At 72.2% G+C, this 14,116-nt stretch carries 14 protein-coding genes and 1 pseudogene; 9 read left to right on the forward strand and 6 right to left on the reverse strand.

The genetic code is table 11. The features are described from left to right. Window positions 1-260 precede the first annotated feature (260 nt). Window positions 261-1,421: an ROK family protein gene (locus AMK19_RS05010; RefSeq protein ID WP_083646507.1), complete on the reverse strand. Its 1,161-nt coding sequence runs from the start codon at window positions 1,419-1,421 to the stop codon at window positions 261-263. A gap of 258 nt (window positions 1,422-1,679) precedes the next feature. Here AMK19_RS05010 and AMK19_RS05015 point away from each other — a divergent pair, with 258 nt between their 5' ends. The 7 genes from AMK19_RS05015 (at window position 1,680) to AMK19_RS05045 (ending at window position 8,695) form a co-directional block, all read left to right on the forward strand. Then, on the forward strand, window positions 1,680-2,951 hold the full coding sequence (locus tag AMK19_RS05015) for a Gfo/Idh/MocA family protein (RefSeq protein WP_241844253.1): 1,272 nt from the start codon (window positions 1,680-1,682) through the stop codon (window positions 2,949-2,951). Between the two features lie 53 nt (window positions 2,952-3,004). After that, window positions 3,005-3,529 (forward strand): extracellular solute-binding protein, encoded by a 525-nt coding sequence (locus tag AMK19_RS05020; protein WP_073808488.1) that lies wholly within the window; start codon window positions 3,005-3,007, stop codon window positions 3,527-3,529. Beyond that, window positions 3,526-4,413, forward strand: coding sequence for a carbohydrate ABC transporter permease (locus AMK19_RS05025; RefSeq protein WP_073808489.1), 888 nt, complete (start codon window positions 3,526-3,528; stop codon window positions 4,411-4,413). The genes AMK19_RS05020 and AMK19_RS05025 overlap by 4 nt, the downstream gene beginning before the upstream one ends. 73 nt (window positions 4,414-4,486) lie before the next feature. Continuing rightward, window positions 4,487-5,401 carry a hypothetical protein gene (locus tag AMK19_RS05030; protein WP_073808490.1) on the forward strand — a complete coding sequence of 305 codons (915 nt, stop codon included), beginning with the start codon at window positions 4,487-4,489 and terminating at the stop codon, window positions 5,399-5,401. Continuing rightward, window positions 5,329-5,592, forward strand: a complete 264-nt coding sequence (locus AMK19_RS36420) for a family 20 glycosylhydrolase (RefSeq protein WP_198953215.1) — start codon at window positions 5,329-5,331, stop codon at window positions 5,590-5,592. The genes AMK19_RS05030 and AMK19_RS36420 overlap by 73 nt, the downstream gene beginning before the upstream one ends. A gap of 495 nt (window positions 5,593-6,087) precedes the next feature. Continuing rightward, entirely contained in the window at window positions 6,088-7,416 is a 1,329-nt protein-coding gene (locus AMK19_RS05040) for a hypothetical protein (RefSeq protein ID WP_073808492.1), read from the forward strand. Between the two features lie 223 nt (window positions 7,417-7,639). Beyond that, window positions 7,640-8,695, forward strand: a complete 1,056-nt coding sequence (locus tag AMK19_RS05045) for a glycosyltransferase family 4 protein (RefSeq protein WP_073808494.1) — start codon at window positions 7,640-7,642, stop codon at window positions 8,693-8,695. Window positions 8,696-9,023: 328 nt separating this feature from the next. On the opposite strand, the pseudogene AMK19_RS38550 reads toward AMK19_RS05045, so the two are convergent. Further along, window positions 9,024-9,140: pseudogene (locus AMK19_RS38550) on the reverse strand (IS5 family transposase); the annotation flags it as partial. Between the two features lie 12 nt (window positions 9,141-9,152). Beyond that, the gene (locus AMK19_RS05055; RefSeq protein ID WP_073808495.1) at window positions 9,153-9,422 is read right to left on the reverse strand and encodes a DUF2630 family protein; all 270 of its coding nucleotides are present in this window, start codon (window positions 9,420-9,422) and stop codon (window positions 9,153-9,155) included. Window positions 9,423-9,624: 202 nt separating this feature from the next. Here AMK19_RS05055 and AMK19_RS05060 point away from each other — a divergent pair, with 202 nt between their 5' ends. Next, window positions 9,625-10,014, forward strand: a complete 390-nt coding sequence (locus tag AMK19_RS05060; protein ID WP_073808497.1) for an SCO5389 family protein — start codon at window positions 9,625-9,627, stop codon at window positions 10,012-10,014. Between the two features lie 106 nt (window positions 10,015-10,120). Here AMK19_RS05060 and AMK19_RS05065 read toward each other — a convergent pair whose 3' ends face one another. Continuing rightward, window positions 10,121-11,554, reverse strand: a complete 1,434-nt coding sequence (locus AMK19_RS05065) for an MFS transporter (RefSeq protein ID WP_073808498.1) — start codon at window positions 11,552-11,554, stop codon at window positions 10,121-10,123. Window positions 11,555-11,993: 439 nt separating this feature from the next. Between AMK19_RS05065 and AMK19_RS05070 the strand changes: the two genes are divergently transcribed. Continuing rightward, entirely contained in the window at window positions 11,994-12,572 is a 579-nt protein-coding gene (locus AMK19_RS05070; protein ID WP_073808500.1) for a TetR/AcrR family transcriptional regulator, read from the forward strand. A gap of 33 nt (window positions 12,573-12,605) precedes the next feature. Here the strand turns inward: AMK19_RS05070 and AMK19_RS05075 are convergent, their stop codons facing one another. Together AMK19_RS05075 and AMK19_RS05080 are read right to left on the reverse strand one after the other, a co-directional pair. Beyond that, window positions 12,606-13,205, reverse strand: a complete 600-nt coding sequence (locus AMK19_RS05075) for a TIGR03086 family metal-binding protein (RefSeq protein ID WP_073808501.1) — start codon at window positions 13,203-13,205, stop codon at window positions 12,606-12,608. Between the two features lie 92 nt (window positions 13,206-13,297). Beyond that, window positions 13,298-13,864, reverse strand: a complete 567-nt coding sequence (locus tag AMK19_RS05080) for a DJ-1/PfpI family protein (RefSeq protein WP_073808503.1) — start codon at window positions 13,862-13,864, stop codon at window positions 13,298-13,300. Between the last annotated feature and the right edge of the window lie 252 nt (window positions 13,865-14,116).

Genomic DNA, 14,116 nt, shown 5'->3' on the forward strand with positions numbered 1-14,116 from the left:
CGACTCCGACCAACCCACCTCCGCCTCCGGCCAGTTGACCCAAAGCGCATCAACGCCACGCCACGCGCCCGCACGCCCAGGCATCCACCACCCGGCCAACCCATCGCCGCCATCGGCCAGTTGCATCCGAACGCCTACCGCCGCCTCCGCCCCGGCCAACCCGCCACCGCCAGCGGTTAGTTGCACCCGACCGCCCCCCTCCCCCGCCGACCGACGACCGCCTCCGGCGAGTTCCGCCGCCTCGCCGGAAGGCCTGCCCGTCAGGCGAGTTGCGCCTCCACGTGGTCGAGCGCCACCCGCACCGCGCCGAGCGCCACCGCGTCCTCGCCCAGCGCCGAGGAGGCGACCCGGGGCGGCATCGGGCAGAGGGTGTCGAGGGCGTGCTGCACGGGGGCCTGGACGAGGTCGTCCGCGCGGGAGAACCCGCCGCCGACGACGACGAGTTCGGGGTCGAAGGCGAGGGCGACGGTCGCCGCGCCGAGCGTGATCGCGGCGAGGAAGCGTCCGATCCGCGCGCTGGCCGATCCGTCCCCGGCCCTCGCGGCAGCGATGAGCGCGGTGACGGCCTGTTCGGAGGATTCCGCGTCGGGGTTGTCGACGAGATGCCCGGGCGCGGCGTTCCAGCCGATCTCGGGCAGCGCGCCGATCTCGCCGAGCGAGCCGTTGTGGCCGCGTTGCAGGACGCCGCCGTTGAGGACGCCGACGCCCATCCGCATGCCGGCCAGCAGGTAGACGACGTCGTCCACCTCCTGTGCGACGCCGAGCCAGCGTTCGGCGACGGCGGCGAGCCGGCAGTCGTTCTCGACCAGCACCGGACAGGCGAACGTCCGCCCGAGGGAGCGGGCGAGGTGCAGCCCGGTCCATTCGGGGAGTGCGGAGCTGAGCTTGATGCGGCCGTCGCGGTCGACGATGCCGGTGGTGCCGGCGGTGACCGCCCACAACTGGTCGGCGGCGACGCCCCCGGCCACGAGCGCCGCCTTCGCCGCGGCGCGGGTCGCCGCCAGCCGGCCCTTGCGCGGGAGCGCCGGGTCGACCTCGATGCGGTGGGTGGCCACCACGTCGCCGTCGAGGTCGGCGAGGACGGCGAGCACCTTGTACTTGCCGATGTCGAGCCCGAGGACGTGGCCCGCGCCCGGCCGGAAGCGGTAGCTGCGGGCGGGCCGTCCCATCCGGCGTTCGCCGGGGTCGGGGGCGAGTTCGCCGACCAGGCCGAGCGCGGCGAGCCGGTCGAGGGCGACTTCGACGGTGGGCCGGGACAGTCCGGTCGCGGTCGCGGCCTCGGCGACCTTGACGGCGGGCGCGGCCGCCGCCCGCACGGCGGCGAGCACCTGCGCCGCGCTGGCCGGCAGTACCGGCACCCGGGCCGTGGCCGGAGCCGGTTCCTCCTCGCCTGCCGAAGTCGTCGCACGTCCTGCGGTCATCGATCGCCTGCCTTTCGTAAGTCGCCGGTGGAATCCGGGCCGTGGGGGCCCGGTGACCGTTCGGTCCGTCAGACATCGTTCCGCGCCAAAGCCTTGACGGTGGCCGGTTCTGATCCCCATGATTCCACAAGTCACTTACATAAGTGACCTTGCAAAGTCACTCTTCGCACGGCCTGGACGTCCGGTGTGCCGTCCGGCCGGAATTCGCCAACTGCCCGGAAAACGGGGTGTGTTGTGCCAGACAACCAGGTGACGCCCGTGACGCCCGTGACGCCGGTGACGCTGGCGGTCGTCGGGGCGGGGCTGCGCGGCGGGGTCTACGCCCAGAGCGCGCTCCGCGGCGGCCGGGCCAGGATCGTCGCCGTCGCCGAGCCGGACCCGCAGCGCCGGGCGGCGTTCGCCGCCGCGTACGACGTCCCGCCGGACGCGGTGTTCGCCGACTGGCGCGATCTCGCGGCCCGGCCCCGGCTGGCGGACGCGGCGGTGGTGGCCACTCAGGACAACCAGCACACCGAGCCGGTGGAGGCGCTGGCCGCGGCCGGCTACCACCTGCTGCTGGAGAAGCCGATGGCGACCACCGAGGAGGACTGCCTGCGCATCGTGCGGGCCGCCGAGGACGCGGGGGTGCTGCTCGCGGTCTGCCACGTGCTGCGCTACACGACCTACACCCGCACCCTCAAGGAGCTGATCGACTCCGGTCGGCTCGGCGAGGTGGTGTCGATCCAGCACCTGGAGCCGGTCGGCTGGTGGCACCAGGCGCACTCGTTCGTCCGCGGCAACTGGCGGCGCGAGGACGAGTCCTCGCCGAGGCTGCTGGCCAAGTCCTCGCACGACGTGGACTGGCTGCTGTACCTGATGGGCCGCCCGCCCGAGCGGGTGTCCTCGTTCGGCGGCCTGGTGCACTTCACCGAGCGCAACCGGCCGGCCGCCGCCGCCGACAACTGCCTGGACTGCCCGGTCGAGCCGACCTGCCCGTACTCGGCGCCCCGGCTGTACCTCGGCTGCCTGGGCGACCCGGACAAGGAGTACTGGCCGCTGGGCGCGGTCACCGCCGACCGCACCGAGGACGGCGTCCGCGCGGCGCTGCGCACCGGGCCGTACGGGCATTGCGTGTATGCCTGCGACAACGACGTGGTGGACACCCAGGTGGTGGACTTCGACTTCGGCGACGGGCGCACCGCCTCGTTCACCATGTCGGCGTTCACGCCGCTGGACTTCCGCAAGACCCGGATCTTCGGCACCCGCGGCTACGTCGAGGGCGACGGCGTGCGCCTGTCGGTGCACGATTTCACCACCGCCGCCTGGGAGTTCATCGACGCCACCGACGTGCCGGGCGCGGACGCCTCGGCCGCGGCCGGGCACGGCGGCGCGGACGACCGGCTGTTCGAGGCGTTCGTCGACGCCGTCGCGACCGGTGCGGGCGAGCGGATCCGCTCCGGCGGCCGGGAGAGCCTGGCCGCGCACCGCACCGTGTGGGCCGCGGAGCGGGCCCGCCGCACCGGCACCGTCGTCACTCTCGCCACCCCCTGACCGACTTTTCCCTCCTCTCCCCCACCGCCACGCCTTCTCGATGGAGAAACGTCATGTCCCGTAACCCGTCCCCGGCCACCGCGGCCGCGCTCGCCGCCTCGCTGGCGGCCGTGCTGCTGGTGTCCTCCTGCGGTGTCAAGAACTCCGGTGGCGCGCAGCACGCCCAGGGCGGTTCGGCCGCCGATGTGGTCTCCGCCGCGAAGGCGCAGGGCCAGGTCGACTACTGGTCGACCTGGGGCGAGAAGGAGCCGCAGGCCGCGATCTTCAAGGCGGCGGCGGACGACTTCACCGCGCAGACCGGCATCAAGGTGAACATCAAGTACCTGGGCCGGTCCGGCACCACGACGATGCCGCAGGCGATCGCCTCGGGCAGCGGTCCGGACATGTTCGACAGCGGCACCGACCACATCGCGGCGTTCGCGGGGCAGCAGTGGCTGTCGGCCGGTCACACCACCGGCGGCGGGGCGCCCGAGCTGGGGTACGCCTCGGCGATGGCGACGTTGTTGACGGTGCTGACCGTCGCGCTGGTGGTGCTGGTGCGCCGGCTGGGCCGCAGCGACCGACTGGAGATCTCGTGACCACCAAGACACAACTCCGCACTGTCAGACGGTTCTTCGGCGACCTGGCGGTGCCCGGCGTCGTCAAGGTGCTGCTGTGGGCGGTGGCCGCGTTCAACGTGTTGCTGCTGGCGTGGACGTTCCTGTCCTCGACGCGCACCTCGCGGGCGCTGTGGTCCTCGCCGCTGGGCGCGGACGGGCTGGACCTGGGCGGCTACGCGCGGGCCTGGCATGCCGCGGACTTCGCCGGGATGCTGCTCAACACCGTTGTGGTGGTGGGTGTTTCGCTGGTGGGAATCCTGCTGGTGGCGACCCCGGCGGCGTACATGCTGGCCCGTTCCTCCCGCCGCTCGGCGGCCCCGACGCTGACGTACTTCGCGGCGGGTCTGGCGCTGCCGGTGCAGGCGGTGCTGATCCCGTACCAGACGCTGGCGTCCTCGGTCAGCCAGTTCATGGTGGACTGGGTGACCGGCTGGTGGGACGACCGGATCTCGCTGGTGGTGGACGTGGCGATGTCGCTGCCGTTCACGGTGTTCGTGCTGACCGGCTACTTCCGTTCGCTGCCCGCCGAGTTGGAGGAGGCGGCGGCCCTGGACGGGGCCGGCCCGGTGCGCACCTTCTGGACGGTGATGGTGCCGGTCGCCCGGCCCGGCATGACGACCGTGACGGTGCTGAACGCCATCGGCCTGTGGAACGAGTTCCTGCTGGTGTCGGTGATGGTGCACGACCCGGCGAAGTTCACCCTGCCCGCCGCCCTGAACCAGCTCAGCAGCACCATGCAGTACACCTCCGACTGGGGCGGCCTGTTCGCGGGCGTCACCATCCTGGTCGCGCCGATGGTCGCGCTGTTCTTCTGGTGCGGCCGGCGAATCATGGACGGGATGACCCTCGGCGCCACCAAGTAGCCGCCCCCTGGGCCGAGTTCGTCTCGGCCTCAGGCAAGGCCCCCGTGAACCCCACTTCAGGAGAGGGCAGGACGTGACCACACCCACGAGAAGCCTGAGCGCCCTGGGCGCGCTGACCCTGGCCGCCGCGGCGCTCACCGCCTTCGCGGCCCCGGCCGCGCACGCCGCGGGCACCACCTACTACGTGTCCGCCTCGGCGGGCAGCGACGCCAACAGCGGCACCTCCCCCGACGCGCCGTGGAAGTCGCTGGCGCAGGTCGGCAAGCAGACCTTCCGGCCCGGCGACACGATCGCCTTCCGCTCCGGCGACGCCTGGACCGGCCGGCTCGCCCCGCACGGCTCCGGCACGGCGGGCGCGCCGATCACCTTCACCTCCTACGGCACGGGCGCCAAGCCCAAGCTGGACGGCCGGGGCGCGGTCGCCTCGGTGGTGCTGCTGTCCAACCAGCACGACGTCATGGTGAGCGGCTTCGATATCGCCAACTCCGCAGGCCCGATCACGAGTTCGACGCCGTACCGGATCGGCGTCAACGTGTTCGCGCAGGACGTCGGCGCGGTGCCGAACGTCCGCATCACCGACAACTACGTGCACGACATCGACGCCCCGCCGAACAGCTCCAACCCGGGCTCGGGCGGCATCATCTACACCGTGCGCGGCTCGACCACGCCGACGTACTTCACCGGGCTGACGGTGCGGAACAACGAGGTGGCGAACATCGCCTCGTACGGCATCTCGGGCTGGTCGACGTGGATGCAGCGCGACGGCTGGACGTCGCTGTGGTCGTTCCTGGGCGCGCCGACCGGCGAGTACCGGGCGTTCACGCCCAGCACCGGCACGGTGATCAGCGACAACTACGTGCACGGCATCGCGGCCGGCGGGTCCTCACCGCCGCCGACGTGTACGCCTACCGCCCGGTGCCGGCCGGCCTCCCGCCGAGCGCCGCCGCCCACGTCCTCGGCGGCCGGGGCTGCCTGTGGACCGAGCTGATGCCGGACAGCCGGCACGTCGAGTACATGGCCTTCCCGCGCCTGTGCACCCTCGCCGAGGTCCTGTGGGGCACCGCCGGCGACTACCCGGAGTTCGCCTTCCGCCTCGCCGCCCACCTGCGCCGCCTCGACCGCCTCACCACCGCCCACGGCCCCCTGCCGTCCACCCGGCCCGGGGCCGCGGCCTCCTAGGCACCGACACTTCGAACCACCGCCCTTGCCGACCAGCACGGCCGGGTGGCGGCCGTCCTCCGGGGCGGCCGAGGATCGCGACCGCCTCGGGGGCTTGGCGCCTTTCCCGCCGGCGCGGTGCGCCGGCCGTTCTCTTCGAGCGGGTCCCAGCCATTGTGATCGGCTCCGGGACGGGGGTACCCGTGGTCCGGGTGGGGCCGAGGCTGCGCCATGCGGCGCGCGGAACGGCGGCCGGCTCACGCGTGGTGCGCATGGGAGCGGTGTCGCCGGTTGCCGCATGACTTGGGGGGCGTGCATATGGCGGGAATGGCATGTGTATGCACCCGGGCCCCCTTCCGCAGGCGCCCCGAGCCGGGTCAGCCTTGTCCTGCACCGCGAAGAAACATCGCCGTGTTCCATGACAAATCGGTGTGGGTCGGGCGCTTTTGATCCCTCGTCCCACTCCGTGATCAGGGTCTTCCCGAGACCCTGACTCCATCCAGGAAGGACCCGTAGATGGCCACTCCCGCGACACCCCAGGGCGGCGACCCGGATGTGGAATGGACCGGCATCCGGACCCTCGGATACGCGAACCGGTTCGCCGTCTGGGACAGCGAGTTCCGCTACGACGGCCGGATCCGTGTCCCGATGGGCGTGAAGATCAAGACGATCCGGTACTCGTACACCGGCAACGGGCAGGCAGGCACGGAGGCAATCGAGGTCAAGCGCGGCCGCGGTGGCATCGACCAGGAGTACGAGGTCATCGACCTCACCTTCCTCGACGACTCCGACCTCATCACCTTCACCCTCCGCGGCGACCTCAACGTCGACGCCGACCCGCGCCCGGCCTACAGCCGCACCTACCCGATCCGCATCGACGTCATCCTGGACAACGGGGACGTCCGCACGGTGAATCCGCAGGTCGAGGTGCTCTCCGGCGCCTGGCAGAAAAGCGACCCGGAGAAGGTGGGACGGCCGTTCGTTCGCCTGCCGTACGACAACAACTGGGGCGGCACGCCCAACAGCCAGGCAGGCTTCGGCTTCGTCTCGGACAACGGCCGCATCCCCGGCGACAAGTTCATCATCGACCTGGTCAATCTCCGCCAGGGCGAGCCGAACGTGCCGAGCAACGGCAGCGACCACGTGTACTACCAGCTCGTCCACGAGGACGGCACACCCTCCCGTTTCACCCTGACCCCGCAGGTGCAGAAGGCGGAGGGCCACCGGGACAGCGGGACCGGCCGCAAGGTGACGCTGCCCGCGATCGACCTCCGTCAGCTGGGCGACAGGCCGGGGTACTACCGCTTCCTGGTCTGGCCGCAATCCAGCAACCCCGACGGCTCGGTGAGCAGCCTCGGTTGGGACCCGGCCAGGGCGGAGGACGCGTTCCAGCTCGGCAGCGTCTACTACCGCTACACGGCCGCCCGCCCCCAGGGCCGGTTCTCGGTGTCGCCCGGGGGCCCGGTGAACCTGGTCCGTGGCGGCGTCTCCGGCTACGTGGGGGTGGAACTGCAGGCAGTCGCAGACGGCGGTGTCCCGCCGCAGAAGGTCCGTGTGACCATCCCGCAGGGGAAGGGTCTGCAGGTCGCCGACCGGCTGATCCTGGGAATCGTGCAGGACGGCCAGTGGCGGGAACTGGGCTCCTACCAGGGAACGTTGTCGCCGGACGGCCAGAGCCTCACCTTCGACGGCATCGACCTGGCGCTGGCCGGGCAGGGCTCGAAGTCCGGTGCGCTGATCGAGGTGAGCGCCGCCGCCGGCGCCCCGCTGGGAGACACCAGCCTGAGCTTCCAGGTGGGCGACCAGATCTCGGCCTCCTCGCTCATCCACGTCGCGGACAGGTAGGCCGGTAGGCCGAGCGTCCTCCGGGCCCTCGCCCCGGCGGGTCGCAGCAACACGAGGGACCACCGCCCGCAGGGCCGGTCAGCGGTACAACCGCGGCCCGGACCCCTGCGGGCGGGGTCGCGTGAACCGCTCATCGCGTCATCCCGACCAGAGGGAGTACTTACAGGTGGACACGGTGGCATCCCGCCCGCACAGGCCGGCCGCGCCCCCCAGGTCACGGAGCATGTCCGTGGTGGCCCGGGTGTACGGATATCCACCGGCCCACAATGCCGGCTCCGAATGGATGCTCCACTCGATGCTGCGCCCGCTGGCCGAGCGCGGCCACCGGGTGACGGTCTGGCTCTCCCATCCCGGGAGCATCGAGAAGAGCTACGAGATCGACGGAGTACGGGTCGTCCCGTACCAGGAGGGCACCGAGTTCGCGGCCGACGCCCAGAAGGCCGACGTGCTGCTCTCCCACTTCGAGAACGTTCCTCTGGTGTCGGGCCTCGCCGCCGCCCGCCGAATACCCGTGGTGGTGATCTGCCATGACAACTTCGCCACCAGCTTCCACGACGCGGCCGGAGCCGATCTCGTCGTCTACAACAGCGAATGGATCCGGCGGGACGGCGAGATCTTCTACGCCCGCTACCCCGACGAGTTCCTGCCCAGGAACACGATCGTCGTCCGCCCTCCCGTGATCGCAGAGGAGTACCGCACGGAACCGGGCGACTGCGTGACGCTGGTGAACCTGAACGCGGACAAGGGAGGCGAGCTCTTCTGGCAGATCGCCGCATGGACGCCCGAGTGGAGGTTCCTCGGGGTCCGCGGCGCCTACGGGCAGCAGGTCATGCCGCCACCGCGGCTGCCCAACTGCGAGGTCGTGGACGGCGTACCCGGAAAGGAGATGCGAGCGCACGTCTACAGCCGCTCGCGCGTGATGCTCATGCCGAGCATCTACGAGTCCTGGGGGCGGGTGGCGGTGGAGGCCTTCGCCTCCGGAATCCCGGTGATCGCCCACCCCACCCCCGGGCTGGTCGAGTCCCTCGGTGAGGCGGGGATCTTCGCCTACCGCGACGACCTGAACGCCTGGATCCACTCCCTGGCGTCACTGCAGGACCCGAAGAACTGGGCAAGGGCCTCCCGCCGCGCCAAGGTACGCTCCGACGAGCTGAGCGCGGCCCCCGATCTCGGCATCTGGTGCGACGCCGTCGAGTCGCTGCACGACCCGAGGCGACGGAAGTCCTTCCACCCGGGAGACCGAAGGACGTACAACGCAAGTGGCGTCGGCGCGTCGTGATGCCCCGCCACCGCGCCCGTCGAGCTGGCCCTCGCCTCCGCAACGGCCTTCCTTGCCGCCGAGATCCTCGACACCCTCGTCTGCACCCCGCTACGACGCCACGGCTGGATTCCCGGCGGTCCTCCCGGCCGGCACAGCAGGCGCCGTCGTCGACACGATCGGCTTCCGCTGTCCCGCAGACTTCCCTGTGACCGGGCACGCCGTCATCGGGCAGCTCATCGGCAAGACGTGGGCGCTCCGGCCACCAACCGTCGGGATCGCCCTGCGGCGCCGGAGGGGCCGCTCGCGATGCGCCACCTGCCTGGGCCTGTGTCGACCGTGCTGGTGACAGCCACTCGTTGATGGCTGCGACCAGCACGGTCGCTTCGTAGCGGACGGCGAGCTTGTCGTACCTCGTGGCGACCGCGCGATGGCGCTCGAGGCGGTCGATGCCACACCCAACAGAACCCAACAGACCCTATGACTCGTACCGCTCGACCTCCTCGACGCTGCGCACCGAGGCCTGGTCCGGGTCCTCGCCGGCGTCGGTGCGGGCCCGGCGCTGGCGCAGCAGGTCCCAGCACTGGTCGAGCTGTTCCTCCAGGTCCTTGAGTTCGCGCCGTTCGGTGGACTCGTCGATGCGGCCCTCCACGAGCGCGGCGCGCAGCTTGCGTTCCGTGTCGACCATGTCGCTGATCCGCTCCAGGATGCGGCGGTCGGTGCCGCCGCCCTTGCCCTGCTCGCCCATCGGGTCCCTCTCCTCGCGGTCCGTCGGCCCCCTCGCTCCAGGATGCCGGGAGGCGGGCCGCCGGCCGGGCGGATCGGGGCGGCGGCCCGGCGTGGCGCGGCACGTTGCCCCGAACGAGGGAGCGTAATTGACAGGGCGTCCGAGGGGTTGCCAGGATCCCCTATTGAAAACGACTTCCATTTCCCGGAAAGGCCCTACCCCCATGTCGCTGGACGTCTCCCCCTCCCTGTTGGCCCTGGCCGAGCGCGACGAGGTCGCCGACGCCGACTTCCTCGAAACCGTCCGCACCTCGCTGCCCTACGCGTACCGGACGGTCAACGACCTGACGGCCGAACTCGCCGTCACCGACGCCGAGTTCGCCGACAACATGGTCGCCCCGTCGGACGCCGAACGGGCCCAGCTGCTGCGCGCGCTGGCCAGCGACTCGATCCGCGGGGCGCTGGAGCGGCACTTCTCGGTGAAGCTGGCCTTCCAGAACTGCCACCGCGTGGCGGTCTTCCACCCGGGCGCCGAACAGACCGACGCCTACCGCAGGTTCACCTCCCCGCGGGCGCAACTGCTCAACCAGTCGCCGGAGTTGCGCGACTGCTGACCGCACCCGGGCAACGCCCGGCGCCCGCCGCCCCGGCGCAGCCACCGGGACGACGGGCGTCCGGCTCCGGGCTCCGGGCTTCTGGCGAACGGCTGTCCGACTCGCCTCAGCCCAGCGTGACTTCGCTGTCCAGCCGGTCGGCCGCCGGCTCCACCGGAGCGGGCACCGGCCGGCCGCGCCGGGTCGGCACCAGCAGCGCGGCGAACGCCGCGGCCAGGCAGAACACCGCGAGCAGCGCGAAGCCGTGGGTGTAGCCGGACTCCAGCGGCCGGCCGGAGGGCTGGAGGTGCCCGGTGACCAGGCCGGTCATCAGCGCCGCGCCCATCGAGCCGCCGATGGTGCGGATGTTGGCGTTCATGCCGGTGGCGGCGCCGGTCTGCGCGGCCGAGACGCTCTGCACGATCAGGTTGCTCATCGAGGCGAACGCCAGGCCGACGCCGAGCCCGAACACGCCGGCCGCGACGGCGACGTCCGCCGGCGTGGCGTGCCGGAAGGCGAGCAGGGCACAGGCGAGGGCGGCGAACAGCGAGCCGGTGACCAGCTGCGCCTTGGCGGGGAAACGGCCGGCCAGGCGCCCGCCGAGGATGCCGGAGACGAACATCGCGCCGACCATCGGCAGCATCAGCAGGCCGGCCTCGGTGACGGTGGAGCCGAAGCCGTAGCCCGCGCTCGCCGGGGTCTGGACGAAGCCGGGCAGGAACGCCCACACGGCGTACATGCCGCCGCCGAACAGCAGGGCCGCGGTGTTGGTGGTCCACACGGCGGGCAGCCGCATCACCCGCAGGTCGATCAGCGGGTTGCGGGAGCGCGCCTCGTTGAGCAACCAGAGCGCGAACAGCACTGCGGCGACGGCGAGCAGGCCGAGCACCCGGGCCGATCCCCAGCCCCACTGGGCGGCCTGACTGACCGGCAGCAGCAGAGCGACCAACCAGCCGGACAGCAGGAGGGAGGAGACCCAGTCCACGCCGCCCTCGCTGCGGGTGGGCGACTCGGGGACGAAGCGCCAGGCGAGCAGCACGGTGGCGGCCACCACGATCACGGGCAGCCAGAACAGCCAGCGGTAGTCGAGCGCGCCGACGATCGGCCCGGCCAGCACCATGCCGAGGCCGCTGCCGACGGCGATCACGGCGGACATGTTGCTGATGCCGGTGGCCACCCGCCCGGGCGGGAACTCGTCGCGGATGATGCCGAACGACAGCGGGAACAGCGCGCCCGCGATGCCCTGCAGCACCCGGGCGAGCAGCAGCACCGCGATGTTGGGGGCCAGCGCGGCGACCAGACAGCCGGTCAGCAGCGCGACCAGGGCGGCCACCAGGGTGCGCTTCTTGCCGATCAGGTCGCCGACCCGGCCGAGGATGGGCGTGAACACGGACGCGGACAGCAGGTAGGCGGTCATCACCCAGGTGACGGTGGACTGCGAGGTGTGCATCGCCTCCTGAACGATCGGCAGGGCCGGCGTGATCAGCGACTGGAGCAGCGCGAACACGCCCGCTCCGGCGGCGAGCACACCGAAGGTGAGGCGGTGGGACTGGCGTTTCATCGAACCCTCTCGGGACTCGGGTCGCGGCGCACGGAACAAGGGCGCGCCGCGGCGCACAACTGGCTGTCTGCGGTGATGCAGTGAGAGACGGGCGATCCGGACGGTGCAGGAGCAATGCCGGTACGGTCAAGCCGAATTGACGACGGCGGTGCAAGTTCCGTAAATCCGAATTGACGACGATGGTGCAGGTTCCGTCAGCCCGAATTGACGACGGTGAGGCAGGCTCCGTCAGCCCTGATGGACGGATGTGGTGCAGGCGCGGTCAACCCGGAGCGCCGGCAGCGGTGCCGGTGCGGGTGGCGCGGAGGAAGAAACGGGTGGCCTGTCGCCACCGGGGCGGCAGGCCGAAGCAGAGGCCCCGGTGCTAATCTGGAGGCACGCCTCCAGATTAGCGGAGGTGAGCCTCCGGTTCAATCCGGATGTGTCGAAACGAGGTCCCGTGTCCGAACCGCTCTCCGTCCGCGAGTTCCTCGCCGCCCAGCGCCCGCGCCGCGCCGACGCCGCGCGCAACTTCGACGCGCTGCTCGTCGCCGCCCGCGAGGCCTTCGCCGAACACGGCGCCGAAGCCTCCCTGGAGGACATCGCCCGCCGCGCCGGCGTCGGCATCGGCACCCTCTACCGGAACTTCCCCACCCGCCGGCACCTCTTCGAGGCCGTCTACGTCAACGAGGTGGAGGACCTCGGCCGCATGGCCGGATCCCTGGCCGACCGGCCCTCCTGGGACGCCCTGATCACCTGGCTGCACCGCTTCGTCGACTACGCCATGACCAAGCGCGCCATCCGCGAGGCGCTCCAGGGCGAGGAGTCCCCCGTCTTCCTCGCCTGCCGCCGGTCCATGTACGACTCCGCCACCCCCCTGCTGCAACGCGCCCAGCAGGACGGCGCCGTCCGCACCGACATGGACATGGACGACCTGCTCCGGATGGTGTCCGGCATCGCCTCCGTCGCCTTCCTCGACGACGAGCAGCGCACCCGGGTCCTCGCCATCGCCCTGGACGGCATCCGCTCCCGCCCCTGAAACCCCCTCTCCCGCAAGCTTCTTGACACTCCCTCAGCCGAGCGGGTGCGCCGCGTCGCGCCCCACCAGCCCCAGCAGCCGGGTCTGCGGATCGGCGTCGGCGGGCACCTGCACCGCGTCCGCGAACAGGCCCGAGGCCGCCAACGCGCCCGTCTGCGGGCCGAGTTCGTCGAGCGCGAAGGCCACGGCCGCCGGGTCGATCCGGGCGTCCGCGCCGATCCCGATCGCCAGGTCCCAGCCGTGCACGATCGCGTCCACCGTCATCTCCCGCGCGTATCCGGCCGCCCGCCGCCGCCCGTAGGAGAGGTGGACGGTGCGCCGCAGCGCGCCCGGCTCGCCGAACGCGGCCCCGGCGGCGTCGGCGGCGGCCGTCCAGACCGCCGCCGGGTCGTCGCCGAGCTGCTCCCCGTCGTAGCGGTCGCCGACCTCGGCGACGGTCGCGCCGGCCAGCAGGTCCGGCACCCAGAGCTGTTCGTACGTCAGGTGCCCGACCAGCTGCCGGACCGTCCAGTCCGTGCACGGCGTCGGGGCCTGCCAGCGGTCGTCGGGAACGGCCCGGACCAGCCGGCCGAAGTGCTCCAGGGCCCGGGCGTGCAGCACGAGCAGGTCCTGGTCGTCGAGGTGTGTCGCCATGGGCCCCACGCTTGCCCGCCCACGCCTCCCGGGCAAGGCGACACCCCGCGACGACGCCGTCGACCGGGACCCGGCGACGCCGCGGCGGCGGGCTACTCGACGGGCGCCTTCTCCCGCAGCAGCTCCACGAACGCCCGCATCCACCCCGGGTGGTCCGGCCAGGCGCGGGCGGAGACCACGACGCCGTCCACCACCGCGTCCCCGTCCACGAAGCTCGCGCCGCCGGCCTCCACGTCCGGCTCCAGCGCCGGGTACGCGGCGGTGCGGCGCCCGGCCATCGAGCCCGTCCGCAGGGTGATCAGCGGGCCGTGGCAGATCTGCGCGAGCGGCTTGTCGTCGGCGACGAAGTGCGCGACGATCCGCTGCACCTCCGGGTCGTTGCGCAGGTACTCGGGCGCCCGGCCGCCGGGCAGCACCAGTGCCACGTACTGCGCCGGGTCCACGTCGGCGAACGCCAGGTCGGCGGGCCAGGTGTAGCCGGCCTTCTCGGTGTAGGTGTCGAACCCGGGGACGAAGTCGTGCACCACGAACTGCAGCGTCTTCTTGGCGGGCGCGGCGATGTGCACCTCGTAGCCCTCCTCCAGCAGGCGCTGGTAGGGGTAGAACACCTCCAGTGACTCGGCCGCGTCGCCGGTGATGATCAGGATCTTCGCTGCCATTCGGGGCTCCCGTCCCTTCGTCGCGCCTCGCGCGCCGCCCACCCCCCTCCGGGGCCGACGCTGCCACCCTGCCTGCTGACACGCCGTCAAGCAATGGGGCGCGCGCAGCACGGCGCGCGGCCGGGGCGTGCGCTCCGCCGCTCGATGCAGCGGCCGCCCGGCCGGGGGAACTCCGGGGGCGACCCGCCCGGGGCGCGCCTAGCGTGCTGACGGGGCCTGCTTCGGGTGACGCCCGCGGTGCCGCCCGGCCGG

The sequence above is a fragment of the Kitasatospora sp. CB01950 genome (assembly GCF_001905465.1).
In the GTDB taxonomy this organism is placed as follows: Bacteria; Actinomycetota; Actinomycetes; order Streptomycetales; family Streptomycetaceae; genus Kitasatospora.

What these genes read in the sequence shown, in the direction of transcription:
- AMK19_RS05010 (WP_083646507.1), bottom strand. Translation starts at nt 1,421, where the DNA reads ATGACCGCAGGACGTGCGACGACTTCGGCAGGCGAGGAGGAACCGGCT.
- AMK19_RS05020 (WP_073808488.1), top strand. Translation starts at nt 3,005, where the DNA reads ATGTCCCGTAACCCGTCCCCGGCCACCGCGGCCGCGCTCGCCGCCTCG.
- AMK19_RS05040 (WP_073808492.1), top strand. Translation starts at nt 6,088, where the DNA reads ATGGCCACTCCCGCGACACCCCAGGGCGGCGACCCGGATGTGGAATGG.
- AMK19_RS05045 (WP_073808494.1), top strand. Translation starts at nt 7,640, where the DNA reads ATGTCCGTGGTGGCCCGGGTGTACGGATATCCACCGGCCCACAATGCC.
- AMK19_RS05055 (WP_073808495.1), bottom strand. Translation starts at nt 9,422, where the DNA reads ATGGGCGAGCAGGGCAAGGGCGGCGGCACCGACCGCCGCATCCTGGAG.
- AMK19_RS05060 (WP_073808497.1), top strand. Translation starts at nt 9,625, where the DNA reads ATGTCGCTGGACGTCTCCCCCTCCCTGTTGGCCCTGGCCGAGCGCGAC.
- AMK19_RS05065 (WP_073808498.1), bottom strand. Translation starts at nt 11,554, where the DNA reads ATGAAACGCCAGTCCCACCGCCTCACCTTCGGTGTGCTCGCCGCCGGA.
- AMK19_RS05075 (WP_073808501.1), bottom strand. Translation starts at nt 13,205, where the DNA reads ATGGCGACACACCTCGACGACCAGGACCTGCTCGTGCTGCACGCCCGG.
- AMK19_RS05080 (WP_073808503.1), bottom strand. Translation starts at nt 13,864, where the DNA reads ATGGCAGCGAAGATCCTGATCATCACCGGCGACGCGGCCGAGTCACTG.